This is a genomic window from Micromonospora aurantiaca ATCC 27029 (assembly GCF_000145235.1).
GTDB lineage: Bacteria > Actinomycetota > Actinomycetes > Mycobacteriales > Micromonosporaceae > Micromonospora > Micromonospora aurantiaca.
This window is the reverse complement of record NC_014391.1, coordinates 2,410,292-2,435,698: the sequence shown is the minus strand read 5'-3', so window position 1 is coordinate 2,435,698 and position 25,407 is coordinate 2,410,292. Positions and strand designations below refer to the sequence as shown.

General features: G+C 73.6%; 23 protein-coding genes. 9 read left to right on the top strand and 14 right to left on the bottom strand.

The genetic code is table 11. The features are described 5' to 3' along the window. Positions 1–99: 99 nt before the first annotated feature. From yajC to ruvC, 4 genes are all read right to left on the bottom strand, one after another. Positions 100–444 (bottom strand): preprotein translocase subunit YajC, encoded by a 345-nt coding sequence (gene yajC / locus MICAU_RS11430; protein ID WP_036345294.1) that lies wholly within the window; start codon positions 442–444, stop codon positions 100–102. 140 nt (positions 445–584) lie between these two features. Continuing rightward, entirely contained in the window at positions 585–1,649 is a 1,065-nt protein-coding gene (ruvB, locus tag MICAU_RS11425) for a Holliday junction branch migration DNA helicase RuvB (RefSeq protein WP_013285465.1), read from the bottom strand. Then, positions 1,646–2,248, bottom strand: a complete 603-nt coding sequence (gene ruvA, locus MICAU_RS11420) for a Holliday junction branch migration protein RuvA (RefSeq protein WP_013285464.1) — start codon at positions 2,246–2,248, stop codon at positions 1,646–1,648. Before ruvA ends, ruvB begins: the two co-directional genes overlap by 4 nt. Next, the gene (ruvC, locus tag MICAU_RS11415; RefSeq protein WP_013285463.1) at positions 2,245–2,772 is read right to left on the bottom strand and encodes a crossover junction endodeoxyribonuclease RuvC; all 528 of its coding nucleotides are present in this window, start codon (positions 2,770–2,772) and stop codon (positions 2,245–2,247) included. The genes ruvA and ruvC overlap by 4 nt, the downstream gene beginning before the upstream one ends. A 184-nt stretch (positions 2,773–2,956) precedes the next feature. Between ruvC and MICAU_RS11410 the strand changes: the two genes are divergently transcribed. After that, positions 2,957–3,739 (top strand): 3-hydroxybutyrate dehydrogenase, encoded by a 783-nt coding sequence (locus MICAU_RS11410; protein WP_013285462.1) that lies wholly within the window; start codon positions 2,957–2,959, stop codon positions 3,737–3,739. A 14-nt stretch (positions 3,740–3,753) separates the two neighbouring features. Further along, complete coding sequence (locus tag MICAU_RS11405; RefSeq protein WP_013285461.1) at positions 3,754–5,673, top strand: helix-turn-helix domain-containing protein; 1,920 nt, start codon at positions 3,754–3,756, stop codon at positions 5,671–5,673. A 37-nt stretch (positions 5,674–5,710) separates the two neighbouring features. Here the strand turns inward: MICAU_RS11405 and MICAU_RS11400 are convergent, their stop codons facing one another. The 3 genes from MICAU_RS11400 to MICAU_RS11390 form a co-directional block, all read right to left on the bottom strand. Continuing rightward, positions 5,711–6,319, bottom strand: coding sequence for a TetR/AcrR family transcriptional regulator (locus MICAU_RS11400; RefSeq protein WP_013285460.1), 609 nt, complete (start codon positions 6,317–6,319; stop codon positions 5,711–5,713). An 11-nt stretch (positions 6,320–6,330) separates the two neighbouring features. Further along, a complete protein-coding gene (locus MICAU_RS11395) occupies positions 6,331–7,896 on the bottom strand; it encodes an MFS transporter (protein ID WP_013285459.1) in 1,566 nt (521 codons plus the stop codon). A 119-nt stretch (positions 7,897–8,015) separates the two neighbouring features. Next, positions 8,016–9,077: an FAD-dependent monooxygenase gene (locus MICAU_RS11390; protein ID WP_013285458.1), complete on the bottom strand. Its 1,062-nt coding sequence runs from the start codon at positions 9,075–9,077 to the stop codon at positions 8,016–8,018. Positions 9,078–9,131: 54 nt separating this feature from the next. Here MICAU_RS11390 and MICAU_RS11385 point away from each other — a divergent pair, with 54 nt between their 5' ends. Then, positions 9,132–9,689 (top strand): TetR/AcrR family transcriptional regulator, encoded by a 558-nt coding sequence (locus tag MICAU_RS11385; RefSeq protein WP_013285457.1) that lies wholly within the window; start codon positions 9,132–9,134, stop codon positions 9,687–9,689. A gap of 58 nt (positions 9,690–9,747) precedes the next feature. Here MICAU_RS11385 and MICAU_RS11380 read toward each other — a convergent pair whose 3' ends face one another. From MICAU_RS11380 to MICAU_RS11365, 4 genes are all read right to left on the bottom strand, one after another. Beyond that, on the bottom strand, positions 9,748–10,389 hold the full coding sequence (locus MICAU_RS11380) for a transcriptional regulator (protein ID WP_225319660.1): 642 nt from the start codon (positions 10,387–10,389) through the stop codon (positions 9,748–9,750). 90 nt (positions 10,390–10,479) lie between these two features. Beyond that, the gene (locus MICAU_RS11375; protein WP_225319659.1) at positions 10,480–11,556 is read right to left on the bottom strand and encodes an alcohol dehydrogenase catalytic domain-containing protein; all 1,077 of its coding nucleotides are present in this window, start codon (positions 11,554–11,556) and stop codon (positions 10,480–10,482) included. Beyond that, positions 11,553–12,995: an aldehyde dehydrogenase family protein gene (locus MICAU_RS11370; protein ID WP_013285454.1), complete on the bottom strand. Its 1,443-nt coding sequence runs from the start codon at positions 12,993–12,995 to the stop codon at positions 11,553–11,555. Before MICAU_RS11370 ends, MICAU_RS11375 begins: the two co-directional genes overlap by 4 nt. 45 nt (positions 12,996–13,040) lie before the next feature. Next, positions 13,041–13,694 (bottom strand): TetR/AcrR family transcriptional regulator, encoded by a 654-nt coding sequence (locus MICAU_RS11365; protein WP_013285453.1) that lies wholly within the window; start codon positions 13,692–13,694, stop codon positions 13,041–13,043. An 87-nt stretch (positions 13,695–13,781) separates the two neighbouring features. On the opposite strand from MICAU_RS11365, the gene MICAU_RS11360 reads away from it, so the two are divergent. Further along, positions 13,782–14,954, top strand: a complete 1,173-nt coding sequence (locus MICAU_RS11360) for an acyl-CoA dehydrogenase family protein (RefSeq protein ID WP_013285452.1) — start codon at positions 13,782–13,784, stop codon at positions 14,952–14,954. 4 nt (positions 14,955–14,958) lie between these two features. Here MICAU_RS11360 and MICAU_RS11355 read toward each other — a convergent pair whose 3' ends face one another. Then, positions 14,959–15,996: an aminotransferase class V-fold PLP-dependent enzyme gene (locus tag MICAU_RS11355; RefSeq protein ID WP_030270997.1), complete on the bottom strand. Its 1,038-nt coding sequence runs from the start codon at positions 15,994–15,996 to the stop codon at positions 14,959–14,961. 380 nt (positions 15,997–16,376) lie between these two features. Next, positions 16,377–17,261: a hypothetical protein gene (locus tag MICAU_RS11350; protein ID WP_013285450.1), complete on the bottom strand. Its 885-nt coding sequence runs from the start codon at positions 17,259–17,261 to the stop codon at positions 16,377–16,379. Positions 17,262–18,165: 904 nt separating this feature from the next. Here MICAU_RS11350 and MICAU_RS33665 point away from each other — a divergent pair. Then, positions 18,166–19,116: a golvesin C-terminal-like domain-containing protein gene (locus MICAU_RS33665; protein WP_425311446.1), complete on the top strand. Its 951-nt coding sequence runs from the start codon at positions 18,166–18,168 to the stop codon at positions 19,114–19,116. 39 nt (positions 19,117–19,155) lie between these two features. On the opposite strand, the gene dnaE is transcribed toward MICAU_RS33665, so the two are convergent. Beyond that, a complete protein-coding gene (gene dnaE, locus MICAU_RS11340; protein ID WP_013285448.1) occupies positions 19,156–22,689 on the bottom strand; it encodes a DNA polymerase III subunit alpha in 3,534 nt (1,177 codons plus the stop codon). 184 nt (positions 22,690–22,873) lie between these two features. On the opposite strand from dnaE, the gene MICAU_RS11335 reads away from it, so the two are divergent. The 4 genes from MICAU_RS11335 (at position 22,874) to MICAU_RS11320 (ending at position 25,403) form a co-directional block, all read left to right on the top strand. Continuing rightward, complete coding sequence (locus tag MICAU_RS11335; protein ID WP_013285447.1) at positions 22,874–23,215, top strand: PadR family transcriptional regulator; 342 nt, start codon at positions 22,874–22,876, stop codon at positions 23,213–23,215. After that, on the top strand, positions 23,212–24,156 hold the full coding sequence (locus MICAU_RS11330; protein ID WP_013285446.1) for a permease prefix domain 1-containing protein: 945 nt from the start codon (positions 23,212–23,214) through the stop codon (positions 24,154–24,156). The genes MICAU_RS11335 and MICAU_RS11330 overlap by 4 nt, the downstream gene beginning before the upstream one ends. 145 nt (positions 24,157–24,301) lie before the next feature. Beyond that, positions 24,302–24,841 carry an RNA polymerase sigma factor gene (locus tag MICAU_RS11325; RefSeq protein ID WP_013285445.1) on the top strand — a complete coding sequence of 180 codons (540 nt, stop codon included), beginning with the start codon at positions 24,302–24,304 and terminating at the stop codon, positions 24,839–24,841. Beyond that, positions 24,834–25,403 carry a hypothetical protein gene (locus tag MICAU_RS11320; RefSeq protein WP_013285444.1) on the top strand — a complete coding sequence of 190 codons (570 nt, stop codon included), beginning with the start codon at positions 24,834–24,836 and terminating at the stop codon, positions 25,401–25,403. The genes MICAU_RS11325 and MICAU_RS11320 overlap by 8 nt, the downstream gene beginning before the upstream one ends. The last annotated feature ends 4 nt before the right edge of the window (positions 25,404–25,407 follow it).

Sequence of the window (25,407 nt, the reverse complement as noted above, 5' to 3'; positions counted from 1 at the left end):
GCGGGGGCGCCGCACGGCCCGGCCGGATGCCGGCGCCGCGCGCCGACCCCAACTATCCACTTGTACGGATGAATCCGCTGCCCCGTCCGGGACGGGTGGTCACTCCTTGACCGGCTCGGCTTCCTCGGTGATCGTCTCGGCCGCCGGCGCCTCGGCGCGCTTGATCACCCGCGCGACGGCGGGGCGGGCGTACCGGGTCTGCACGCCCGGAGCGACCTCGAGCAGGACCGTCTCGTCCTCGACCGCGGTGACCGTGCCGTGCAGGCCGCCGATGGTGACCACCTCGTCGCCCGGGGCGAGAGCGGACTGCATCTGCTCTGCCTCGCGGCGGCGCTTCTGCTGCGGACGGATCATCATGAAGTACATGACGACGAAAAGCAGAGCGATCATGAGGATCGGCGTCAGACTGCCGGCTCCCCCGCCACTCGCTGCTGCGTAAAGCACGGTGTAGACCTTCCGGTTGGCCTCCACCCCGGCGCCGGAGGGCGCCGCAGCGGAAGCGGATTCTCACGTCCTGTACAAACCGCGGCGAAGTCTAGTCCCTGCTCCTGAGAAGACCGAATGCGGCACAGATCACGAACGGATCACGGCTGGTCGGTCTGCACCGAGAACAGATCGGGCCCCGGAGGGGCATCCGCACCAAATGTACCATTCGGGGGCGTACGGCCCAGATGGCGCCAGGCAGCCTCGGTCGCCACCCGCCCGCGCGGGGTCCGGGCCAGCAGCCCGGCCCGCACCAGGAACGGCTCGCAGACCTCCTCGACCGTGTCCGGCTGCTCGCCCACCGCCACGGCGAGCGTGGACAGGCCCACCGGGCCGCCCCGGAACGAGTCGACGAGCGCGGTCAGCACCGCCCGGTCGAGCCGGTCCAGGCCGAGCGCGTCCACGTCGTAGACGGTCAGCGCGGCCCGTGCGGTCTCCAGCGTGACCACGCCGTCGGCGCGGACCTCGGCGTAGTCGCGGACCCGGCGCAGGAGCCGGTTGGCGATACGCGGGGTGCCCCGGGACCGGCCCGCGACCTCCGCCGCGCCGTCGGCGGTGATCGGCACGCCGAGGATCCGCGCCGACCGGTGCAGCAGCGTCTCCAGGTCGGCCGGCGCGTAGAAGTCGAGGTGCGCGACGAAGCCGAACCGGTCGCGCATCGGGCCGGTCAGCAGGCCGGAGCGGGTGGTGGCGCCGACGAGCGTGAACGGCTCCACGTCGAGCGGGATGGCGGTGGCACCCGGGCCCTTGCCGACCACCACGTCGACGCGGAAGTCCTCCATGGCGCTGTAGAGCAGTTCCTCGGCCGGCTTGGCGATCCGGTGGATCTCGTCGATGAACAGCACGTCGCCCTCGGCGAGGCCGGTCAGGATCGCGGCCAGATCGCCGGAGCGCTCGATGGCCGGGCCGCTGGTCACCCGGATCCCGGTGCCCAGCTCGGCGGCGACGATGTTGGCCAGGGTCGTCTTACCGAGGCCAGGCGGCCCCGAGAGGAGGATGTGGTCGGGCGGGGAGCCGCGCCGCATCGCTCCCTGCAACAGCAGGTCGAGCTGGTCGCGGACCCGGTGCTGGGCGATGAACTCGTCCAGCCGCTTCGGGCGGACGCTGGCCTCCGCGTCCAGCTCGGCGTCGTTCACGTACGCCGAGACCAGGTTCTCCCCGCTCATCGGTTCCGGCCCAGGAGGCGGATCGCCTGCTTGAGCAGCACCGGCACCGGCGGGGTCTCGCCGTCGACGGTCTCCGCCACCGCGGCCACCGCCTGCTCCGCCTGCCCGGCCGTCCAGCCGAGCCCGACGAGGGCCTGGCGGACCTGCTCCGGCCAGGCGCCCGCGGTCACCCCGGCCGCGCCGTCGGCGCCCACCGGCACCGGGCCGACCCGGTCGCGCAGCTCCAGCACCAGCCGCTCGGCACCCTTCTTGCCGATGCCCGGCACCCGGGTCAGCGCGGCGGTGTCGGCGTTGGCGATGGCCTTGCGGACCGCGTCCGGCGTGTGCACGGCGAGCACCGCCTGGGCCAGCCGGGGACCGACCCCGCTGGCGGTCTGGAGCAGCTCGAACAGCTGCTTGGCGTCGTCGTCGGCGAAGCCGTAGAGGGTGAGCGAGTCCTCCCGGACCACAAGGCTGGTGGCGAGCCGGGCGGGCTGGCCCACGCGCAGGTCGGCGAGCGTGCCGGGAGCGCACTGCACGGCCAGGCCGATGCCGCCCACCTCCACCACCGCGTGATCCGGGCCGGTGGCGGTCACCGTGCCGCGTACGCTCGCGATCATCGCGTCCCTCCTCGTCGGGCCCGTTGCGCGGCCGCGGCCAGCTTGGACCGGGTGCCACCGCGCCACACGTGACAGATGGCCAGCGCCAGCGCGTCGGCGGCGTCGGCCGGTTTCGGCGGCTCGGGCAGCCGCAGCAGCCGGGTGACCATGGTGGTCATCTGCTTCTTGTCCGCCTGCCCCGAGCCGGTCACCGCCGCCTTGACCTCGCTCGGCGTGTACGTCGTCACGGGCAGCCCGGCCCGGGCCCCGGCGAGCACCGCGACGCCGCTGGCCTGCGCGGTGCCCATCACGGTGCGGACGTTGTGCTGGCTGAACACGCGCTCCACCGCGACCGCGTCCGGCCGGTGCTCGGCGACCAGGCCGGTGAGCGAGCGGTCCAGGTGCAGCAGGCGCAGCGCCAGGTCGCCCTCCGGGTCGGTGTAGACCACGTAGTAGGCCACGAGCGTGCAGGGACGGCCCGGCACGCCCTCGACAACGCCGACCCCGCACCGGGTCAGCCCCGGGTCGACGCCCAGCACGCGCACGCCGCCTCCTCCCCGAGCCGCCAGCAGTACGTGTGTTCGACACACCCTACTGGTGCCCGCCGACACCGGGACCGCCGGACACGCCGGGCACGGGCGGTGACGCGGCGCACCACACACGCAGACGGTGGAGTATGTGTCGCCGCCCCATGTGCCAGGGGGCACCCGGCTCGTACGTTCATGCGCCATGACGGCAGAACCCGTGGCGGTCCCCCACGTCGTACACGTCGACCTGACCGGTCGCACCGCGCTGGTCACAGGTGGTGGCGGCGGCATCGGACGGGCCTGTGCCCTGCGCCTGGCGGCGGCCGGCGCGACGGTCGTGGTGCTGGACCGCGACGTGGCGGCGGCCGAGGCGGTGGCCGCCGAGGCCGGCGGCCGGGCGGTGGGGATCGACCTGGCCGACCCGGCGGCTGTGGACCGGCTCGACGTCGACGCCGACATCGTGGTCAACAACGCCGGGCTGCAGCACGTCGCGCCGGTGCAGGACTTCCCGGTCGAGCGCTTCGAGTACATCCAGCGGGTGATGGTGGAGGCGCCGTTCCTGCTGATCCGCCGCGCGCTGCCCCGGATGTACGCGAACGGCTGGGGCCGGGTCGTGAACATCTCCTCGGTGCACGGGCTGCGCGCCTCGCCGTTCAAGGCCGCGTACGTCTCGGCCAAGCACGCGCTGGAGGGCCTGTCCAAGGTGGTGGCGCTGGAGGGCGCCGCGCACGGCGTCACGGCCAACTGCATCAACCCGGCGTACGTGCGCACCGCGCTGGTGGAGAGCCAGATCGCCGACCAGGCGGCCACCCACGGCATCGGCGAGGACGAGGTGGTCGAGAAGATCATGCTGGCCCGGGCGGCGATCAAGCGGCTGATCGAGCCGGCGGAGGTGGCCGAACTGGTGGCGTACCTGTGCTCCCCGCCCGCCGCGTTCCTCACCGGCACCTCGATCGCCCTCGACGGGGGCTGGACGGCGAACTAGTGGGCCCGCGCACAATGTCGGTCATGTCGTCGCCGGTCGAGTTCCTGGAGCTGCTGGCGCGCGAGGCCGCCGCGGTCGAGTTCGAGGGCCCGCTGGTGGCCGCGCGCGCCGCCGGCCTGCCCGCCGAACGGCTGGCCGAGCTGGAGCAGGCGAAGGTGGTGGCGCTGCGGGTACGGGCCCTGCTGGCCCGCAGGCGCCGCCGGGAGACCGAGCTGTCCGGCCTGTACGACACCGCGAGCGACCTGGCCGGCCTGCGCGACCTGGACGACGTGCTGCGCGCGATCGTGCACCGGGCGCGGATCCTGCTCGGCACCGACGTGGCGTACATGACGCTCAACGACGACGAGCGCGGCGACACGTACATGCGGGTCACCGACGGCTCGATCTCGGCCCGGTTCCAGCGGCTGCGGCTGGAGCTGGGCGACGGGCTCGGCGGGCTGGTCGCGCAGACCGGCACCCCGTACGTCACCTCGAACTACCAGGAGGACGAGCGGTTCCGGCACACCGGGGAGATCGACGGCGGCGTGGGCGAGGAGGGCCTGGTGGCCATCCTCGGCGTGCCGCTGCGGCTCGGGTCCAGCGTGATCGGCGTGCTTTACGCGGCGAACCGCTCGGCCCGGCCGTTCGCCCGCGAGGAGGTGTCGCTGCTGGTGTCGCTGGCGGCGCACGCGGCGGTGGCGATCGACACCGCGCGGCTGCTCGCCGAGACCCGGGCGGCGCTGGCGGAGCTGTCCGCGGCGAACAGCACCATCCGGGCGCACAGCAGCTCGGTGGAGCGCGCCGCCGCTGCGCACGACCGGATGACCGCGCTCGTGGTGCGCGGCGGCGGCATGGAGGACGTGGCGGCGGCGGTCACCGAGGTGCTCGGTGGCGCGCTGCTGGCGCTGGACGCCGAGGGCCGGCGGCTGGCCCGGGTCGGTGAGATCGAGGAGCCGGACCGGGCCGACATCGTGGAGGCGGTCGCCGCGTCCCGTACCGAGGGGCGCAGCGTGCGCCGGGGCCCGCTCTGGTACGCCGCGGTGGTGGCCGGTGCGGAGAACCTGGGCGCGCTGGTGCTGCGCCCGGACGACGAGCTGGTCGACGCCGACCAGCGCATCCTGGAGCGGGCCGCGCTGGTGACCGCGTTGCTGTTGCTGTTCCGCCGGACCGTGGCCGAGGCGGAGGGGCGGGTACGCGGTGAGCTGCTGGACGACCTGATCGCCCGGCCGCTGCGCGACGCCGACGCGCTGCGCGCGCGGGCCCGCCGGATCGGGGTGGACCTGGACGCCCCGCACGTGCTGGTGGCGGTCGGTGACGACGCGTTCGCCGAGACCGGCTCGGCCCGGCAGCGGGTGCTGTCCTGGGCCACCACGTACGCCTCGACCCGGGGTGGCCTTGCCGCGGCGCGTGCCGGACGGGTGGTGCTGATGCTGCCCGGCCACGACGCCGGCGGTGCGGCCCGCGCGGTGGCCCGGGACCTGTCCCGGGTGACCGGTCGCCCGGTGACCGCCGGGGCGAGCGGGCCGTCGACCGGTCCGGCGTCGCTGGCCGTCACGTTCGCCGAGGCGGAGCGCTGCCTGTCCGCGCTCGGTGCGCTGGGCCGGGCCGGGCAGGGGGCGAGCACCACCGAGCTGGGTTTCGTCGGGCTGCTGCTGGGCGCGGTCGGTGACGCCGGGGACCGGGACGTGGCCCGGTTCCTCGCCACGACTGTGGGGCCGGTGCTGGACTACGACGCCCGGCGGGGCACGGCGCTGGTGAAGACGCTGGAGGCGTACTTCGGGGTGGGCGGCAGCCTGGCTCGCGCCGCCGAGCAGCTGCACGTGCACGTGAACACGGTCACCCAGCGGCTGGAGCGGGTCGGGCACCTGCTCGGCGCGGACTGGCAGCGGCCGGAGCGGGCGCTGGAGGTGCAGCTCGCGCTGCGCCTGCACCGGCTGCGCACGCCCGCCCGCTGAGCGGCCGGACCGCGCCGGGCGGACCGGCCGGCCCGGGTCAGCGGACGCGCAGGCCGTTCAGGACCGTGTCCACGATCCGCTCGGGAAGCATCCGCTCGTCGCGCTCGGGGTGCCAGCGCAGCATCCGCTGGGTGAGCATCGGCGCGGTGAGCAGCGACATGGTCACCTCGATGTCGAGGTCGGCGCGCAGTTCGCCCCGGTCGATCGCGCGGCGCAGCACCTCGCGCATCGCCGCGCGCCGGGGCTCGACGATCGCCTCGTACGCCTGCCGGTGGGCCGAGCTGCGGTTCACCTCGGGCACCAGGCAGGGCATGATCTTGCGGACCCGGGGGTCGGCGTGCTGGCCGACGGCGCCGACGAGCAGCACCAGGTCGTCGCGGACGGAGCGCCCGGCGGTGCGGGGCGCGGGCCCCTTGAGCGTGCGCAACGCGTCCAGCAGCAACGCGTCCTTGCCCGGCCAGCGGCGGTAGATGGTGGCCTTGCCGACTCCGGCGCGGGCCGCGATCGCCTCGATGGACAGCGACTCTATGGTGCTGCCCTCGGCCAGCAGGTCGAGGGTGGCGTCGACGATCGCCTCGTCCGCACGGGTGCTCCGCGGTCGCCCGGGCGACCGCGGAGCATCCGCCGTGGAAGTCATGTCAGACATTGTCCACGAACCTACGCGGTACCGGCCAACTCCCTGTCGGTGACCGGCGCCGCGTCGGGGGCGACGACCGGCCGGCCCGGCATCCAGCGCAGCACGATCACGATGCCGAGCGCGGCCACCACCGCGGAGGCGCCCGCCGCCCAGTGCATGGCCGAGACGAACGAGTCGTTGGCCGCGTCGATCAGTCGCGGCGCGTCGGGGCCGAGCCGGCCGGCGACCGCGTACGCCCCGGACACCGACTCGCGGGCCGCGTCGCGTACCGGGGCGGGCAGGGCGGCCACCGCCGGGCCGACCTGGTCGCGGTAGACGGCGGAGAGCACCGAGCCGAGCACCGCCACGCCGAGCGCGCCGGCCACCTGGCGCACGGTGTTGCTGACCGCGGAACCGACACCGGCCTTCTCCCGGGGCAGCGAGGACATGATCGACTCGGTGGCCGGCGGCATGATGTTCGCCATCCCGGCGCCCTGGAGGAAGCCCAGCGCCGAGAAGATCCAGATCGGGGTGTCCGCGTCGATGAAGACGAACGCGGCGAGCGCCACAGTGGTGAGCAGCAGCCCGACGGCCGCGACCGCCCGGCCGCCGTAGCGGCGGACCATCGCCGCGCTGCGCGGCGCGAAGATGAGCTGGGCCGCGGCGAACGGCAGGAACAGCAGGCCGCTCTCCAGCGGGCTGTAGCCGCGGACGAGCTGGAGGTAGAACGCGCCGAAGAACATCACGCCCATGGCGGCGAAGAAGACCAGCCCGACCAGGGCCACCGGCGCGGCGAAGCGGGGCACCCGGAACAGCCGTACGTCCAGCGACGGGTGGTCGCTGCGCAGTTCGTGGGCGACGAACCAGCCGAGCACCGCGAGGCCGCCGAGCACCGCGACCCACACCTGCGGGCGGCCGAAGCCGTGCTCGCCGCCGTCGATGATGCCGTAGGTGAGGCCGACCAGGCCGATCACCGAGAGCAGCACGCCGAGCAGGTCGACCCGGCCGGGCTTGGGGTCGCGGGACTCGGGGACCAGGGCCGCGACGAGCACCACGCCGAGCGCCACCACCGGCACGTTGATCAGGAAGACCGAGCCCCACCAGAAGTGCTCCAGCAGCGCGCCGCCGAGCACCGGGCCGATCGCCACCGCGAGGCCGACCGCGCCGGCCCAGACGCCGATCGCCTTGGCGCGCTCGCGCGGGTCGAAGACGTTGGAGATGATCGAGAGCGTCACCGGCATGATGGCCGCGCCGCCGACGCCCATCAGCGCGCGGGCCGCGATGAGCTGGGCCGGGTCCTGCGCGTACGCGGACAGCAGCGAGGACAGGCCGAAGAGCGCCAGCCCGAGGATCAGGAAGCGGCGGCGGCCGAGCCGGTCACCGAGCACGCCGAAGGTGAACAGCAGCCCGGCGAAGACGAGCGTGTAGGAGTTGATCGCCCACTCCAGCTCGCCCTGGGTGGCGCCGAGGCCGTGCACCGGGTCGGCCAGCGTGCGCAGCGCGACGTTGAGGATGGTGTTGTCGAGGACGACCACGAGGAGGCTGATCACCAGCACCCCGAGGATCGCCCACCTCCTCGGGTGTCCGGTGTTCTCGTGTGGTTCCACGTCCGTGCTCCCCCCGGTTTCCCCGCGTCGGAATACGATACGGGTCAGACTCGTAATGGAGCCGAGCGTAGGTGAGCGGGTTTCGATACGGAACGGGTTCGTATCGAATGTGTCTCAGGTCACGCGGGCGGTCCGGCCGCCAGCGCCAGTCGCAGCAGCGCGTCCCGCACCGGCAGCAGCCGCCGCACGCCGGACAGCCGCCCCGCCCACCGCGCCCCGGCCGCGATCCGCTGCGTCGGACGCCGGCGCCTCCTGTCGTACGCGCGCAGCGCGGCCGGCACGTCGCCGGCGTCGCGCAGGCAGTCGGCGAGCGCCACCGCGTCGATCAGCGCCTGGCAGGCGCCCTGCCCGAGGTCCGGGGTCATCGCGTGCGCGGCGTCGCCGAGCAGTGCCGTCCGGCCGGCCACGTACGACGGCAGCGGCGTGAGGTCGTGGATCTCGTGCCGCAGGATCCCGTCCGGTGTGAGCGCGTCGAGCACCCGCGGCACCGGCGGGTGCCAGTCACCGAAGAGGCGGCGCAGCTCGGCGCGGTCGTCGGGCGGCGCCGGGTGCCCCTCGGGCAGGCGCACCGCGGCGTACCAGTTGGTGCGGCCCGGCCCGGCCGGGGTCAGCCCGAACTTGCGCCCCCGCCCCCAGGTCTCGCCGCCCTCGGCCAGATCCAGGTCGACCACGCCGCGCCAGGCCACCGCGCCCGCGTACCGCAGCGGATACCGCTGCCCGTACATCTGCGCGCGCACCACGCTGTTGATCCCGTCCGCGCCCACCACCAGGTCGTACGCGTCGCGCAGTGACCCCGGGCCGGTCACCGGGGCGCCGAGGCGCAGCGCCGGTCCGGGCAGCGCGCCGGCCAGGACGGCGAGCAGCACCGGCCGGGTGACCAGGTGCACCGGCTCGCCGTGCCGGCGCTCCAGCCGCTCGACGTCGACGGTGGCGATCCGGCGGCCGTCCGGGCGCCGGATCGACCCGCCGGCCTGACGGCTGCCCCGGCGGCGCACCTCGTCGCCGACGCCGAGGGCGTCCAGGGCGCGCATCGCGCCGGGCCAGATGCCCAGCCCGGTGCCGGTGTGCGGCAACGCGGCCGACCGCTCCCGGACCGTCACCTCCCAGCCCACCGCCCGCAGGCCGATGCCCGCCGCGAGCCCGCCGATCCCGCCCCCGACCACGACCGCGCGTCCGCCCATGCCGTCACCGTACTACAGATGTAGTCGAGTGCACTACGCCTGTAGTCTGTCCGGGTGACCGATCGCCGGCAGCTCCTGCTCGACGCCGCCATCCGGGTGCTCGGCACCGGCGGGCCGCGCCAGCTCACCCACCGGGCCGTGGACGCGGAGGCGGGCCTGCCCGAAGGCTCCGCGTCCAACCGGTTCCGCACCCGGGAGGCGCTGATCACCGGCGTCTTCGACCGGCTGGTCGAGGTGGAGACGGCGGCCTGGCAACGGCTCGCCACGGACCTGCCGCCGGGCGACGTCACCGCGTTCGCCGCGGTGGTCGGCCGGCTGATCCGGGAGTTCACCGACCGGCAGCGGGTGGTCACGCTCGCCCGGTACGCGCTGTTCGTCGAGGCGGCGGTGCGGCCCGATCTGCGCCCGGCCATCGAGGCCGCCCGGGCACAGCTGGCCGGCTGGGGGGAGCCGCTGCTCGCCACGCTCGGCTCGGCCGATCCGCCGGCTCACTTCCGGATGCTGCTGGCACTCGTCGACGGGCTGCTGAGCAACCAGCTCGCCTCCCCCGATGACGGCTTCGACCCGGAGTCGGCCGTCGCCACGCTGGTGCGCGGATTCCGCACCGGCTGATCCTGGTCGCGCCGGTCTGCTCGCGCCTGGCGTCAGTCCGCCGTGTCAGGAGCCGGTGTCAGGTGGCGCCTCCGGCGGCCAGGCAGGCCAGCGTCGCCTCGCCGAGCGTGGTGAGGCGCTGCGGGACGGCCGAGGAGGGCGGGAACGGCTCGATCCACCCCGGACCGGCGGCGAGCACGCGTACCCCGGGCAGGTCCCGCCGCAGACGGACCAGGCGGTACGCGCGGCCGGTCAGCGGCGTCTGCGACCAGACCACCACCACCCGCGGACGGACCCGGACCACGGCACTGGTCAGCGCGGACCACGGCAGCGCCGGGCCGAGGTGCAGCGCGCCCCGGCCGCGTTCGCGCAGCGCCGCGGCGAGCGCGTGCAGCCCGAGGCAGTGCGTCTCGTGCTCGGCGCCTGCGAGCAGCACGCCCTGGGCGGGAAGCGGCCGGGACGGCTCACGGCCGAACACGTCCAGTCCGACGCGTACCCCCTCGGAGAGGGCGTGCTCGACGGCGATCTCGGCGGCGCTGTCGCCGCGCAGCGTGCCGAGCAGCGGCAGGCAGACCTGTTCCCAGGCGGGCACCACCCCGGCCTCGGCGGCCAGGTCGAGCACCAGCCCGGCGACCCGGTTGTCGTCCAGGTCCTCGGCGGCGGCGGTCAGCCGTTTGCGGGCCGTCTCGACGGCCCCGGCCGGCATGTTCTCGGTCAGCAACGGACGTACCCCCGGGTAGCTCTCCTACCCTGGGGTTCGTCCGCACGGCCCGATCCGGATGCGCCGGCGGCGAATCCGGCCGGAGCCCGGTCAGTCCGGGAACGTGACGACCCAGCGGGCGCCCTCGCCGCGAGCCAGCCGCTCCAGCGCCGCGGGCGCCTCGGTCAGCGGCACCGTGCCGCTCACCAGCGGCCCCAGGTCCAGGTCACCGGCGGCGAGCGCGGCAGCCAGCTCCGGGACCTCCCGGTCCGGGTCGGTCGAGCCGTACACCGAGGAGCGCAGCGTGCGCGCGGAGTGGAAGATGTCCAGCGCGGAGAGGCTGAGCATGTCGTCCTTGCCGCCCATGCCGACCACGGTGACCGCTCCCCCGCGCCGCGTCGCCCGCCAGGCGGCGCGGATGGTGACGGACCGGCCGACGCACTCGAACGCGTGGTCCACGCCGCGCCCGTCGGTGCGGGCCCGGATCTCCTTGCCCAGCCGGTCGTCGGAGCGCAGGAAGTCGGTGGCCCCGGCGGCGAGCGCGAGGTCCCGCTTGGCCTCCACCACGTCCACGGCGAGGATCGGCGCCGCGCCGGCCCGCCGCGCGGCGGTCAGCACGGCCAGGCCCACTCCGCCGAGCCCGATCACCGCCACCGACTCGCCGGGGGCGACCCGTGCGGTGTTGCGGACCGCGCCGACGCCGGTGAGCACCGCGCAGCCGAGCACCGCGGCCTGCTCCGGCGGCAGTCCGGCAGGCACCGGTACGGCGGCGTGCTGCGGCACCACCACCTCCTCGGCGAGCGCGCCGAGCCCGAGCGTGACCTGAAGGGGCTCACCGGCGGCCGTCTCGCCGCGAGGTGTCGACGGGTTGGGGTTGGCGGCGCAGAGCCACGGTTCGCCGTGCCGGCAGTGCCAGCAGTCGCGGCAGGCCGGCGCCCAGTTGAGCACCACGGGCGTGCCGGCCGCGAGCGTCGTACCGGGTCCGGCCTCGGCCACCACGCCCGTCGCCTCGTGCCCCAGCACCAGCGGGTACGCGGGCGCCAGCGTGCCGTCCACCATGGCCAGGTCGGAGTGGCAGATGCCGGCGGCGCGGATGCGTACCCGCAGCTCGCCCGGGCCGGGCGCGGGCAGGCGTACCTCCTCGACCGCCGGTGTGGCGCCCCGGCCGCGTACCACGAGCGCCCTCACCGCTGGATCGCCTTCAGCTCGGTGAACTCCTCCACGCCGTACGCGCCCAGCTCACGGCCGAGGCCGGACTGCTTGTAGCCGCCGAACGGGGCGAGCGGGTTGAACGCGCCGCCGTTGACGTCCACCTGGCCGGTACGCATCCGCCGGGCCACTGCCAGCGCCGCGTCGGAGTCGGCGGACCAGACCGCGCCGGCCAGCCCGTACCGGGAGTTGTTGGCCACGGCGACCGCCTCGTCGGTGTCGGCGAACGGGATCACCGCGAGCACCGGCCCGAACACCTCCTCCTGGGCGAGCGCGCTGTCCGGGTGCACGTCGGCGAAGACGGTGGGCGCGACGAAGTGCCCCTGCGGCGGCAGTGGCGCGTCCGGGCCACCGGCGACGAGCCGGGCGCCGTCGGCGAGCGCCCGGTCGACGTGGTCGCGTACCCGCCGGGCCTGCGCGGCGGAGGCGAGCGGGCCGAGCCGGGTGGCCGGGTCGAACGGGTCGCCGAGCCGGTAGCCGGCCACCGCCGCCGCGACCAGGTCCAGGGCCTCGGCGTAGCGGTCGCGGTGTACGAGCATCCGGGTCCAGGCGGTGCAGGTCTGCCCGGAGTTGAGCAGCGCGTTGCCGACGCCGACCTTGACCGCGGTGGGCACGTCGGCGTCGGCCAGGATGACGTTCGCCGACTTGCCGCCGAGTTCCAGCGACACCCGGGCGATCCGCTCGGCGGCCAGGTGGGCGATGCGCCGGCCGGTGGCGGTGGAGCCGGTGAACGAGACCAGGTCGACGTCGGGGTGCGCGGCGAGCGCCTCGCCGACCACCGGGCCGGTGCCGGGCACCAGGTTCACCACGCCGGGCGGCAGCCCGGCGTCGGTGATCGCGTCGAACAGCAGGTACGCGGTCAGCGGCGTCAGCTCGCTGGGCTTGAGCACCACTGTGCAGCCGGCGGCGAGCGCGGGCGCGACCTTGGCGACCACCTGGTGCAGCGGGTAGTTCCACGGGGTGATCGCGCCGACCACGCCGACCGGCTCCCGGACGACGAGCGAGTTGCCGACCGTGTGCTCGGCCGCCGGGCGGGCGGCCAGGTCGACGATGCTCCGCAGCACCGTCAGCGGCAGGCCGGCCTGGACCCGGGTGGCGAGCTTGAGCGGGGTGCCCAGCTCGGTCGCCACGGTGCGGGCGATCTCGTCGGCGCGGGCGGCGAGCGCGGTGTGCAGCCGGTCCAGGTGCGCGGCCCGCTGCTCGGGGGCGGTGGCGGCCCAGCCGGGGAACGCGGCACGGGCGGCGGCGACCGCGCGGTCCACGTCGGCCGGTGTGCCGGCGGGCACCTCACCGACGATGCTCCCGGTGGCCGGGTTCTCCACCGGGATGGTGTCGCCCGACGACGGGTCGACCCAGTCACCGTCGACGTGCAGGTGGCGGCGCGTCAGCAGGGCGGGAGGGGCGGCGGCGAGATCCATGGCGTCCTTCGGGGGCGGCGGAAACTAGCGGTGGGAGTTTCGACGCTACTCCGGACCGCCGACCCGTTCCAGCGGGGCGACGGTGGCGGCGTACTCGGCGGCGAGCCCGTGCAGCAGCGCGTCCAGGCCGAGCGTGAACGCGCCCTCGTCCACGCTGCGCTGGTGTCCGGCGAGCCGGTGCGCCTGGTTGAGGTGCGGGTGCGCGGCGTAGAGCGAGGGGTCCTCGACGAAGCCGCGGGCGAACGAGCCGAGCGCTGACCCGGCCACGAAGTAGCGCATCGCGGCGCCGATGTGGGTGGCCCGCGCGGGCGGCCAGCCGGCCCGGACCAGCGCGCCGTAGACCGCGTCGGCCATGGCGAGCGCGGCCGGACGGCGGCCCGGCCCCTGCGCCAGGTACGGCACGATGTTCGGGTGCGCCGCCAGCGCGGCCCGGTACGAGCGCGCCCAGCGGCGAAGCGCATCGAGCCACTCGCACTCGTCGAAGACGCCGATGTCGACTGTCGCCGCGACGCCGTCGGCCACCGCGTCGAGGATCTCCTCCTTGGTGGCGAAGTGGTTGTAGAGCGAGGGGCCGCGGACACCGAGCGCGGCGGCGAGCCGCCGGGTCGAGAGCGCGTCCAGCCCGTCGGCGTCGATCAGCGCCAGCGCGGTCTCGACGATCCGGTCGCGGGTGAGCAGGGCCTGTCGGGGTCGGGGCACCTGGTCATCATCCTCCCTTCGACATCGGGTCTGGACGCGGTAAAACTTACAGCGCTAGTTTAGAGCCAGTCGACCTGAGGGGGCACCGTGGACTTCGCACTGTCCGACGAGGAACGCGCGATCCGGGACACCGTTCGCACGTTCGTCACCCGCGAGGTGATGCCGCTGGAGGCGGAGGTGCTGCGCCGCGAGCGCGCCCACCAGCCCGGCCTGGACCGCTCCGAGCTGCGCGAACTCCAGCTCAAGGCGAAGAAGTTCGGCTTCTGGGGGCTGGCCACGCCGGAGGAGTACGGCGGGATGGACCTGCCGGCGGTCATGCAGTCGCTGATCTGGACCGAACTGGGCCGCAGCTTCGTGCCGTTCCGCTTCGGCGGCGAGGCCGACAACATCCTGTTCCACGCCACCGAGGAGCAGAAACGCGAGTTCCTGATCCCCACCATCGAGGGCGAACGGATCTCCTGCTTCGCCATCACCGAGCCCGGCGCGGGCTCCGACGCGGCGAACATCAAGCTGCGCGCCCGCCGCGACGGCGACGACTGGATCCTCGACGGCGAGAAGACGTTCATCACCAACGGCAACGACGCCGACTTCGCCATCGTGGTCGCGGTGACCGACCCGGAGAAGGGCGCCCGCCGCGGCGGCGCCACCGCGTTCCTGGTGGACCGCGCGATGGGCTGGCGCTCCGAGTTCATCCAGACCATGGGCGAGGGCGGCCCCGCCTCACTGATCTTCGACGGCGTACGGGTGCCGCACCGCAACATCCTCGGCGAGATCGGGCAGGGCTTCACGCTCGGCATGGAGTGGATCGGCAAGGGCCGCTACACCATCCCGTCACACGCCATCGGCATCGCCGAGCGCGCCCTCCAGATGGCCATCGACCACGCCAACACGCGGGAGACGTTCGGCGCGCCGATCGCCACCAACCAGGCCATCCAGTGGATGATCGCCGACTCGGAGACCGAGCTGGAGGCGGCCCGCTGGCTGATCCTGCGCTCGGCCTGGACCGTCGACCAGGGCCTCGACCCCCGGCACGCCTCCTCCATGGGCAAGCTCTACGGCGCCGGCATGGTCAACCGGGTGGTGGACCGGGTGCTCCAGATCCACGGCGGCATGGGCTACACCCGGGAACTGCCGATCGAACGCTGGTACCGGCAGGTCCGGCTGTACCGGATCTTCGAGGGCACCGACGAGATGCAGCGGCTGATCATCTCCCGCGACCTGCTGTGCGGCTACACGAAGATCGGCGGCCACCTGGCCTGAGCAGTCAGCCGGTCAGCGCCTCGACCGCCCGGTCCACGTCCGCCTCGGTCGTGTAGAGGTGGAACGAGGCGCGCACCCGGCCCGCCCGTACCGCCGCGCGCACCCCGGCGCGGGCCAGCCGCTCCTGCGCGTCCGGCACGTCCACGCTGACGATCGCGCTGTCGCCGGGCGGCCGGCCCAGCCCGGTCAGGAACCGGTTGGCCAGCCCCACGTCGTACGCGCGCACCGCCTCCGGGTCGAGGTCGGCGAGCAGTTCCAGCGCCGGGGCGGTGCCCGCGTAGCTGAGCCACGGCGGCGCGATGTCGAACCGGCGCGCGTCGTCGGCCAGGCGCAGCGGCAGCCCGTAGTAGGAGGCGTGCGGCTCGCGGCCCGCGTACCACCCGGCCGCGTCCGGGCGCATCCGCTCGCGCAGCGCCGGGGCCAGGTAGGCGAAGGCCGATCCACGCGGCGACATCAACCACTTGTACGCCCCGACCACCACCGCGTCCGCCCGGTCCGCCGCGAACGGCAGCCACCCGCACGCCTGCGTCGCGTCGGCCACCACGAACGCGCCGTGCGCCCGGGCCGCCGCGACGATCTCGTCGTACGGGAGCACTGTGCCGTCGGCGGACTGCACCACGCTGAACGCCACCAGATCGGTGTCGGCGTCGATCGCGTCGACCAGGCCGGCCAGCGGCACGGTGCGTACCCGCACGCCGCGGTCCTGCTGCACCAGCCACGGGAACAGGATCGAGGTGAACTCGGTCTCGGGGACCACCACCGTCGCGCCCGCCGGCAGCCCGGCCGCGATCGGCGCGACGAGTTGTGACGCGCTGGCGCCGATGCTCACGTCGGCGACGTCCACACCGGTCAGCCGGGCGAACGCGGCCCGGGACCGGTCCACCGACTCCTCCCACACCTCGAACGACACCCGCCCGGTCCGCCAGTCGGCGAGCACCCGCTGCACGGCGTCCCACACCGGCTCCGGCGGCAGTCCGTAGGTGGCCGTGTTCAACCAGCCCGGCTCCGGCTGCCACAACTTCTGCGCCTGCTCCAGCTCCATGCCACCGACGCTAGCCACCCCCGCCCCCACCCCGGCACCGCCAATCCCACCCCCGTGGCCCCACCCCGCCCGAGCCCGCCCGAGCCCGCCCGAACCCGCCCAAGCCCGCCCGAACCCGCCCGCGAACTTGCACTTTCGGCCCCGGCAAATCGGGGCAAACCAGCGATCCGCAGGGCCGAAACTGCAAGATCGCGCGGCAGAAGCAGGGGCGCGAGGGCGGGCGGGGACGCGACGCACCAGCACACCCCCGCCCGGACGATCATGAAGTTGGCGGTGTCGGCTGTCCGAATTGTCGCCGCCAACCTCATGATCGTCGCGGTGGGAGGGGCGGGAGGCGGGGGCGGTGGGAGAGGACGGAGGGTGGGGGCGGCGGGTGGGGGTCAGGCCGGTGGAGGGAGGTCGGCCAGTGCGGCGGCCATCTCTGCGCGGACGCGGGGCAGCGGCCACCCGGCCAGCTCCCGCAGGGAGTGCCGGCGGCGCAGGTGTCGTACCGCGGTCAGGCCGACCAGGTAGCCGCAACGCTTCGGCAGGCCGCCGGCCAGCGGCGAGTCCCGCATCAGGAAGTACGGTGCGTGGTGCTCCGCGTCGGTGGCGTCGAGGTCGGCGCGTACCCGGCGCAGGATCTCCGGCCACCGGCGGCGGCACTCGTCGAGCCACCGCCGGTGACCGGGGCGGCCGAACCAGAGGTACTCCTCGTCCGGCCGGCCGGCGTCCAGTTCCGCCGTGACCTGCGTGGCGAGCCCTTCGGTGAACAACGCGTTCGCCACCCCGCACTCGGGCCAGTCGCGGATCGCGGCGCCGCGGTCGTGCACCACGTGCGCGGCCTCGTGCCGCACCAGCAGGTCGAGATCCTCCGGCGGCCCGAGCTGTTCCACGGCGAGGAAGAGCGCGTACCTGCCGTTCAGCTCTCCGGCCCAGCCGTTGGCCTGGTTCAGCCCGACCAGCACCACGCACTCGACCGGCCCGCCGTCGCCGGACCAGCCCAGCGCACCGGCCACCGCCGTGACGCCGTCGGGCAGCAGCGCGCGTACCCTCTCGGCTCGTGCCGCCAGGTCGGCGGCGCGGCCGCGGAGCCCGTCCAGGACGGATGCCACGCCGGCGGCGTCGGACCAGTCGCCGTCGCGGCGCAGCACCCGGACCACGTCCGGATGCGCGGCCAGGTAGTGCGCGCTCCACGGCTCCGGCGACGCGGACCGGCGCCCCTCGGCGCAGGCGAGGAAGTCGGGCACCAGGTCGCGGACGCGCAGCAGGTCGGCGGGCGGCATCCGCCCGATGCTGCCCGGCCGTGGCCCGCCGGGCAACACCGCGACGGTACGGGGGCAGCTCACGCCGACCGGGCCGAGGGGTGATCGCCGAGCGCGGTGGACACCGCCTCCGGAACGGGCCGGGGCGCGGCGGCGGGCGGCCCGCGGCGGGCGGCGCGACTGCCGGACATGCCGCACACCTGAAGGAAGTCTTCATCAAATGGCCCATTGATGCAAGGTATCGACATAGACAAACGTCACGCTATAGGGTGCGGCGAACCGGCGACGTGAGCCAGTCGCCCCCTGTAGTGGACGAGGAGTGCCTGTGACGATTCGGAGACCCTCGCGTCGGGTGAGCCACCTGCTCGGCGGCGCCATGATCCTCATGATCGGCCTGACCGGCCAGCCGGCCCAGGCCGCGCCACAGCACGGCGCGCAGCCGCTCGCCGCCGCCTTCGACCGGGCCGCCACCGCCTCCGACGTGCCGCGCGACCTGCTCGCCGCGCTCGGGTACGCCGAGACCCGCCTGGACGGCCACGGCGGCGAGCCCAGCGTCTCCGGCGGATACGGAGTGATGCACCTGACCAGCAACCCGAAGGTGCGGACCCTCGACGAGGCCGCACGCCGGACCCGGCTGGACCGCACCGACCTGCGTACCCGGGACGCGGCGAACGTGGCCGGCGCGGCGGCGGTGCTGCGCTCCTACGCCGACGAGGCCGGGCTCACCGCGGCGCAGCGCGACGACGTCAACCAGTGGTACGGCCCGATCGCCCGCTACGGGGGCTCGACGGACGAGGCCACCGCCCGGCTGTACGCCGACTCCGTGTACGACCTGCTCGCCAGGGGCTTCATCGCGACCACCGCCGGCGGCGAGGTCAGCGTGGACGGCCGTCCGGTCGCACCCCGGCGGGGCCGGTACGCCGCCGTGGCGCCCTTGGGCACCGGCGACTTCGGCACCCTGAGCACCGACTACGGCCCGGCGGCCTGGGTGCCGGCCAACTCGTCGAACTACACGGTCTCCAGCCGCGAGTCGGCGTACCCGATCAACTACATCGTCATCCACACCATGCAGGGCAGCTACGCCGGCTCGATCAGCTGGTTCCAGAACGCCGCCGCCGGCACCAGCGCGCACTACCTGCTCCGCTCCTCCGACGGCGCGGTGACCCAGATGGTGCGGGACAAGGACATCGCCTGGCACGCCGGCAACTGGACCTACAACACCCAGTCGATCGGCATCGAGCACGAGGGGTACGTCGACAGCGCCTCCTGGTACACCGACGCGATGTACCGGTCGTCGGCGGCGCTGACCCGGTTCCTGTGCGACAAGTACGGCATCCCGAAGACCCGCAACAACATCATCGGGCACAACCAGGTGCCGGGCGCCACGCACACCGACCCCGGTCCGAACTGGAACTGGACCTACTACATGCAGCTCGTCACCGGCGGCACCACGCCCCCGCCGACCACTTGGTCGACGGTCGTGGACAACACCACCGCCGGCCGGTTCACCGCGAGCGCCAACTGGAGCACCTCGACGTACTCGGCGCAGCGCTACGGCGCCGACTACCGGTACGCCAACCCCGTCGCGGCCAGCGACGCCGCCTGGTACAAGGTGAACATCCCGGCGACCGCCACCTACCGGGTGGAGGTCTGGTATCCGGCCGTCGCCGGCTACAACACCAGCACGCCGTACATCGTCGCGACCACCAGCGGCAACCAGACGGTCTCGGTGAACCAGACAGCCAACGGCGGTGCGTGGCGCTCGCTGGGCACGTTCACCCTGGCCGCCGGGGACGCCAACAAGGTGGGTGTCAGCCGGTGGTCCGGCAGCACCGGGTACGTGATCGCCGACGCCGTCCGCATCACCCGCGTCTAGCGGCACGTCCCGGCGCCGCGCCGGAGGCGCTCGGCCCGGTCAGCTCACGTTGGCCGGGCCGAGGACGCTCTTCAGGTCACCCATCAGCGCTGTGGTCGGCGCGACCCGGAACGGGCCGAGGCGCAGCGTGGTGACCTTGCCGCCGTTGAGCAGCTTGACGTGCACCTCGGTGTCGCCGGGGTGCAGCACCAGCGTCTCCTTGAGCCGTTCCACGAGCGGCGGCGTGCAGCGGTGCACCGGGATGGTGAGCGTGATCGGCTTGCTCCCCGGGGTGCTGCTGACGTCCGGCATGGACATGTCCATCGCCATGATGCGCGGGGTGTCGTCGCGCCGGTCCACCCGGCCCTTCACCACCACGATCGCGTCCTCGGCGATGTACTGCCCGATCACCTCGTACGTGTTCGGGAAGAACAGCGTCTCCACGCCACCGGCGAGGTCTTCGAGGGTGGCCGACGCCCAGGCCCGGCCCTGCTTGGTGACCCGGCGCTGCACGCCGGAGAGGATGCCGGCCAGCGTGACCACCGCGCCGTCGGGCACCGTGCCCTCCTCCGACAGCGCGGCGATCGTGGTATCCGCGGCGGCACCGAGCACGTGCTCCAGACCGAAGAGCGGGTGGTCGGAGACGTACAGACCGAGCATCTCGCGCTCGAACGCGAGCTTGTCGCGCTTGTCCCACTCCCCCTCGCCGATGACCGGCATGACAGTGGTGCTGCCACCGGTGTCCGCCTCGCCGAATCCGGCGCCGAACAGGTCGTACTGGCCGACCGCCTCCTTGCGCTTGACGTCGGCGTACGCGTCGATGGCGTCGGCGTGCACGGCCAGCAGGCCCTTGCGCGGATGCTGGAGCGAGTCGAACGCCCCGGCCTTGATCAGCGATTCGATGGTCTTCTTGTTGCAGACGACGGCGTCGACCTTGGACAGGAAGTCGTAGAAGTCGGTGTAGTCGCCCTTCTCCTCGCGGCACCGCATGATCGAGGCGACCACGTTCGCACCGACGTTGCGTACCGCGCCGAGACCGAAGCGGATCTCCTTGCCGACCGGGGTGAACGGCCCGGCCGAGGTGTTCACGTCCGGCGGGAGCACCTGGATGCGCATCCGGCGGCACTCGGACAGGTACAGGGCCATCTTGTCCTTGTCGTCACCGACGGAGGTGAGCAGCGCGGCCATGTACTCGGCCGGGTAGTGCGCCTTGAGGTACGCGGTCCAGTAGGAGACCAGGCCGTACGCGGCGGAGTGGGCCTTGTTGAACGCGTAACCGGCGAACGGGACCAGCACGTCCCACACGGCCTGGATGGCCTCGTCGGAGTAGCCGCGCTCGCGGCAGCCGTCCCGGAACGGGATGAACTCCTTGTCGAGGATCTCCTTCTTCTTCTTGCCCATCGCCCGGCGCAGCAGGTCGGCCTGGCCGAGCGTGTAGCCGGCGAGGATCTGCGCGGCGCGCTGCACCTGCTCCTGGTAGACGATCAGGCCGTACGTGGGCGCGAGGATCTCGCGCAGCGGCTCCTCCAGCTCCGGGTGGATCGGGGTGATCTCCTGGAGCCCGTTCTTGCGCAGCGCGTAGTTGGTGTGCGAGTCCACGCCCATCGGGCCGGGCCGGTAGAGCGCCAGGACGGCGGAGATGTCCTCGAAGTTGTCCGGCTTCATCAGCCGCAGCAGCGAGCGCATCGGCCCGCCGTCGAGCTGGAACACGCCGAGCGTGTCACCGCGGGCCAGCAGCTCGTACGCCTGCCTGTCGTCAAGCGGCAGGCCGAGCAGGTCCAGCTCCCGGCCGTGGTTGAGCTGGATGTTCTTCACCGCGTCGTCGATGATCGTCAGATTCCGCAGGCCGAGGAAGTCCATCTTCAGCAGCCCGAGCGACTCGCAGGTCGGGTAGTCGAACTGCGTGATGATGACGCCGTCGGAGTCGCGCCGCATCAGCGGGATGTGCTCGATGATCGGTTCGGCGGACATGATGACGCCGGCGGCGTGCACACCGGTCTGCCGGATCAGGCCCTCGATGCCCTTGGCGGTCTCGATGACCTTCTTGACGTCCGGGTCGGACTCGTAGAGGCCCCGGATCTCGCCCGCCTCGGCGTAGCGCGGGTGCTTCGGGTCGAAGATGCCGGACAGCGGGATGTCCTTGCCCATCACCGCCGGGGGCATGGCCTTGGTGATCCGGTCGCCGACCGCGTACGGGAAGCCGAGCACGCGGGCCGAGTCCTTGATCGCGGCCTTCGCCTTGATCGTGCCGAACGTGGCGATCTGCGCGACCTTGTCCTCGCCCCACTTGTCGGTCACGTACTTGATGACCTCACCGCGCCGGCGCTCGTCGAAGTCGATGTCGACATCGGGCATGGAGACGCGTTCGGGGTTGAGGAACCGCTCGAAGATCAGGCCGTGCGGGATCGGGTCGAGGTCGGTGATGCCCAGCGCGTACGCCACGAGCGAGCCGGCCGCCGAGCCGCGCCCCGGGCCGACCGCGATGCCCTGGCTCTTGGCCCACTGGATGAAGTCGGCGACCACGAGGAAGTACGACGGGAAGCCCATCTGGATGATGACGCCCAGCTCGTACTCGGCCTGGACGACGTGGCCCTCGGGGATGCCGCCGGGGAAGCGGCGCGCCAGGCCGGCGAAGGTCTCCTTGCGGAACCAGGATTCCTCGGTCTCGCCCTCGGGGATCGGGAACCGCGGCATCAGGTTGTGGAACGTGAACATGCCGGCCGGGTCGACCTTCTCGGCGACCAGCAGCGTGTTGCGGCAGCCCTGCTGCCACAGCTCGGAGGAGTCGACGGCGCGCATCTGGTCGGCGGACTTGACGAAGTAGCCGCCGCCCTCGAACCGGAACCGGTTCGGGTCGGCCACGTTGCTGCCGGTCTGGACGCAGAGCAGCACGTCGTGCGCCTCGGCCTGCGCCTCGTGCGTGTAGTGCGAGTCGTTGGTGACCACCGGCGGGATGTCGAGCTTGCGGGCGATCTCGGTGAGCCCGTCGCGGACCCGGCGCTCGATGTCGAGGCCGTGGTCCATGATCTCCAGGAAGTAGTTGTCCTTGCCGAAGATGTCCTGGTACGCGGCCGCGACCTTGAGCGCCTCGTCGAACTGGCCCAGCCGCAGCCGGGTCTGCACCGCGCCGGACGGGCAGCCGGTGGTGGCCATGATGCCCTCGGCGTGCTCGGCGATCAGCTCCATGTCCATCCGGGGCCACTTCACGTAGTGGCCCTCCATGGAGGCGCGGGAGTTGAGCTTGAACAGGTTGTGCAGGCCGTCGCGGTTGGCCGCCCACATGGTCATGTGGGTGATCGCGCCGTTACCGGAGACGTCGTCGCTCTTCTGCTCGGGGCGCCCCCACTTGACCCGGGCCTTGTGGAAGCGCGACTCCGGCGCGACGTACGCCTCGACGCCGAGGATGGGCTTGACCCCGGCGTCCATGGCCTGCTTGTAGAAGTCGTTCGCGCCGTGCATGTTGCCGTGGTCGGTGATCGCCACCGCCGGCATGCCGAGCCGCGCCGCCTCGGCGAAGAGGTCCTTGAGCCGGGCCGCCCCGTCGAGCATCGAGTACTCGGTGTGTACGTGCAGATGCGCGAACGAATCGCCCATGCGTGGCGCCCCCCGGGTTGTGGATCAAGCTGCGTCGGAGTCGACCGACCCACCCTACCGAGGTGATCGTGCGGGCTCCACCGTCCGCGCCGAGGGTGGCCCGGGTCTCTCCGGCCGACCGGTGTACGGCACGCGATGTTCTTCTCTGTTGCAATGGTGTGTGGCACACAGTATCGTGTTGCACATGGTCAGCGAAGAGGTCCTCCGGACCCACCTCCAGGAGCTACGGCGCGGCACGGTCGTGGTGGCCAGCCTGGTCGCCCTGCACCGCCCCGACTACGGATACGCCCTGCTGCAACGGCTGGCCGCGCACGGCTTCGCGGTCGACGCCAACACGCTCTACCCGCTGCTGCGCCGGCTCGAGGACCAGGGCCTGCTGACCAGCGAGTGGAACACCGAGGAGAGCCGGCCGCGCAAGTTCTACCGGACCAGCGACGACGGCGAGGCCGTCCTGAACCGCCTGCTCGACGACATGACCGCGGTGCGGACGTCCGTCACCGACCTGATCGAAGGAGCGGAACGATGAGTTCCCTGACCGACCGTTACGTCGCCGCCACCATGCGGACCGTGCCCGCGCAGCGCCGCCTGGAACTGGCCGAGGAACTGCGCGGCTCCATCGCCGACATGATCGACGACCGGACCTCTGGCGGGCAGGACCACGCCTCCGCCGAGCGCGAGGTGCTCACCGAGCTGGGCCACCCGGAGAAGCTCGCGGCCCGCTACAGCGACCGCACCCTGCAACTGATCGGCCCGCGGTACTACCTGACCTGGTGGCGGCTGCTGCGGCTGCTGCTCACGTACATCCCGGCGATCGTGGGCGTGCTCGCCGGCCTCGCCAAGGCGCTCATCGACGGCGAGCCGGGCGCGGCGATCGGCGCGGCGATCGTGGCCGCGATGCAGACCGCGGTCCAGATCGCGTTCTGGGTCACGCTGGTGTTCGCCGTGCTGGAGCGCACCCGCACGCCGCTCGGCCTGCCCGAGTGGACCGTCGACCAGCTCCCCGAGGAGAGCCGGGAACGGCAGATCAGCCACTCCGACAGCATCGCCTCGGTGGTGTTCCTGCTCGTCACCGTCGGCTTCCTGATCGGTCAGCACTTCCAGCGCTGGACCACCGACGACGGTTCCCGGATGGCGGTGCTCGACCCGGCGCTCTGGGGCTTCTGGCTGCCGGCCCTGATCGTGGTGCTGCTGGCCACCGTCGGCCTGGAGATCGCCAAGTACCGGGCCGGGCGGTGGACCTGGCCGCTGGTCGTGGTCAACGCGGTGCTCAACGCGGCATTCGCCGCCCCGGTGCTCTGGCTGCTCGCCACCGACCGGCTGCTCAACCCGGAACTGGTCGAGCGGTTCGCCTGGCTGCGCGACGGCGGGACCGTCGAGTTCGCCCGGGTGGCGGGCGCGGTGGTCGTGCTGGTCGCGATCTGGGACGTGGTCGACAGCGCGGTCAAGGCCGCCCGCGCCGCGCGCTGACGCCCGGCGCCGCGCTCCCCGTCCCGCCCCGGTGCCGTCGGCGCCGGGGCGGGACGCCGTCGGCTGCCCGACTCAGCCGGGGCGGCACGGCCTCCCGGGGCATAGCCTGGGGTCCGGACCACCGGCGAGCACTGGGACGCCCCTGATGCCCCTCCCCGACGGCACGGACGAGCTGGCCCGGTCGGCGGCACGCGGCGACCGCGAGGCCCTCGACGCCCTGCTGGCCACCGTACGGCCGGAGGTGCTGCGGCAGTGCGCCCGGCTGCTGCCCCACCGGCAGGACGCCGAGGAGGCCTGCCAGGACGCTCTGCTCGCGCTCGCCCACGGGATCACCGGGTTCGAGGGCCGCTCGTCGTTCGACACCTGGCTGTACCGGATCACCGCCAACCGGGCCCGCTCCACCTACCGGACGTTGCGGCGACGGTGGCGGCGGGAGGCCGGCGGCGTCCCGCTGCCGGACCGGCCCGACCCGCGCCGGACCAGCGTGGTCGCCGGCACCCGGCTCGACCTGCTCGACGCCCTCGACGCGGTCCCGCCGGACCTCGCCGAGGCGGTGACCCTGCGCGATGTGCTTGGACTGAGCTACCGGGAGATCGCCGGCCTGCTCGACGTGCCGGAGGGGACCGTGAAGTCCCGCATCCACGAGGCCCGCCGGCAGCTCCGGGCGCGGCTGTCCGATGCGTGACCCGGCCCGCCGTCGGCGCGGCGTCGCGGTCGTCGCACTCGTCGCCCTCGCCGGGACGCCCGCCTGCGCCGACCGCCCGGTCTCGCCGCTGCCGGTACAGCCGGCGGTGACCAGCGCCGTCGCCGCCGCGCCGCCCACCGCCGCGACCTCACCCGGCCCCACCCCGGCGCCGCTGGGCACGGGCACGCCGGTCCCGGAGCCGTCGGGGGCCACGCCGACGAGCACGCGTACGCGGTCACGGCCGCCGGTCACGCCCCGGACCACCCGGCCCACCCCGTCGGTACGCACCACGGCGCCGGCCGCGTGCTTCGGGCCGGTCCGCTACGACCTGGTGCTCGCCGAGACCGAGCTGGCGCTGCTGAAGTCCCTCTGCTTCGCCGCCGGCGGGATCCTGCGCATCCGGGGGATCGGGCCGGGTGAGGTCACCGTGGACCGGGAGGACCTGGTCTCGCGCAGCTACGAGGCCGGTGTGGTGGACATCCGGTTCGTGCGCACCGGCACGGTGGTGGTCACCATCCCGCAGGACGGCCGCACGTACCCGATCACGGTGGTGGTGGTCTGAGCCC

Coding starts and splice junctions, on each gene's coding strand:
- MICAU_RS11410 (WP_013285462.1), top strand. CDS start 2,957: ATGACGGCAGAACCCGTGGCGGTCCCCCACGTCGTACACGTCGACCTG.
- MICAU_RS11400 (WP_013285460.1), bottom strand. CDS start 6,319: ATGTCTGACATGACTTCCACGGCGGATGCTCCGCGGTCGCCCGGGCGA.
- MICAU_RS11355 (WP_030270997.1), bottom strand. CDS start 15,996: ATGGAGCTGGAGCAGGCGCAGAAGTTGTGGCAGCCGGAGCCGGGCTGG.
- ruvB (WP_013285465.1), bottom strand. CDS start 1,649: ATGAGCGGGGAGAACCTGGTCTCGGCGTACGTGAACGACGCCGAGCTG.
- MICAU_RS11325 (WP_013285445.1), top strand. CDS start 24,302: ATGCCCCTCCCCGACGGCACGGACGAGCTGGCCCGGTCGGCGGCACGC.
- MICAU_RS11405 (WP_013285461.1), top strand. CDS start 3,754: ATGTCGGTCATGTCGTCGCCGGTCGAGTTCCTGGAGCTGCTGGCGCGC.
- dnaE (WP_013285448.1), bottom strand. CDS start 22,689: ATGGGCGATTCGTTCGCGCATCTGCACGTACACACCGAGTACTCGATG.
- MICAU_RS11335 (WP_013285447.1), top strand. CDS start 22,874: ATGGTCAGCGAAGAGGTCCTCCGGACCCACCTCCAGGAGCTACGGCGC.
- ruvA (WP_013285464.1), bottom strand. CDS start 2,248: ATGATCGCGAGCGTACGCGGCACGGTGACCGCCACCGGCCCGGATCAC.
- MICAU_RS11350 (WP_013285450.1), bottom strand. CDS start 17,261: ATGCCGCCCGCCGACCTGCTGCGCGTCCGCGACCTGGTGCCCGACTTC.
- MICAU_RS11320 (WP_013285444.1), top strand. CDS start 24,834: ATGCGTGACCCGGCCCGCCGTCGGCGCGGCGTCGCGGTCGTCGCACTC.
- MICAU_RS11390 (WP_013285458.1), bottom strand. CDS start 9,077: ATGGGCGGACGCGCGGTCGTGGTCGGGGGCGGGATCGGCGGGCTCGCG.
- MICAU_RS11370 (WP_013285454.1), bottom strand. CDS start 12,995: ATGGATCTCGCCGCCGCCCCTCCCGCCCTGCTGACGCGCCGCCACCTG.
- MICAU_RS11330 (WP_013285446.1), top strand. CDS start 23,212: ATGAGTTCCCTGACCGACCGTTACGTCGCCGCCACCATGCGGACCGTG.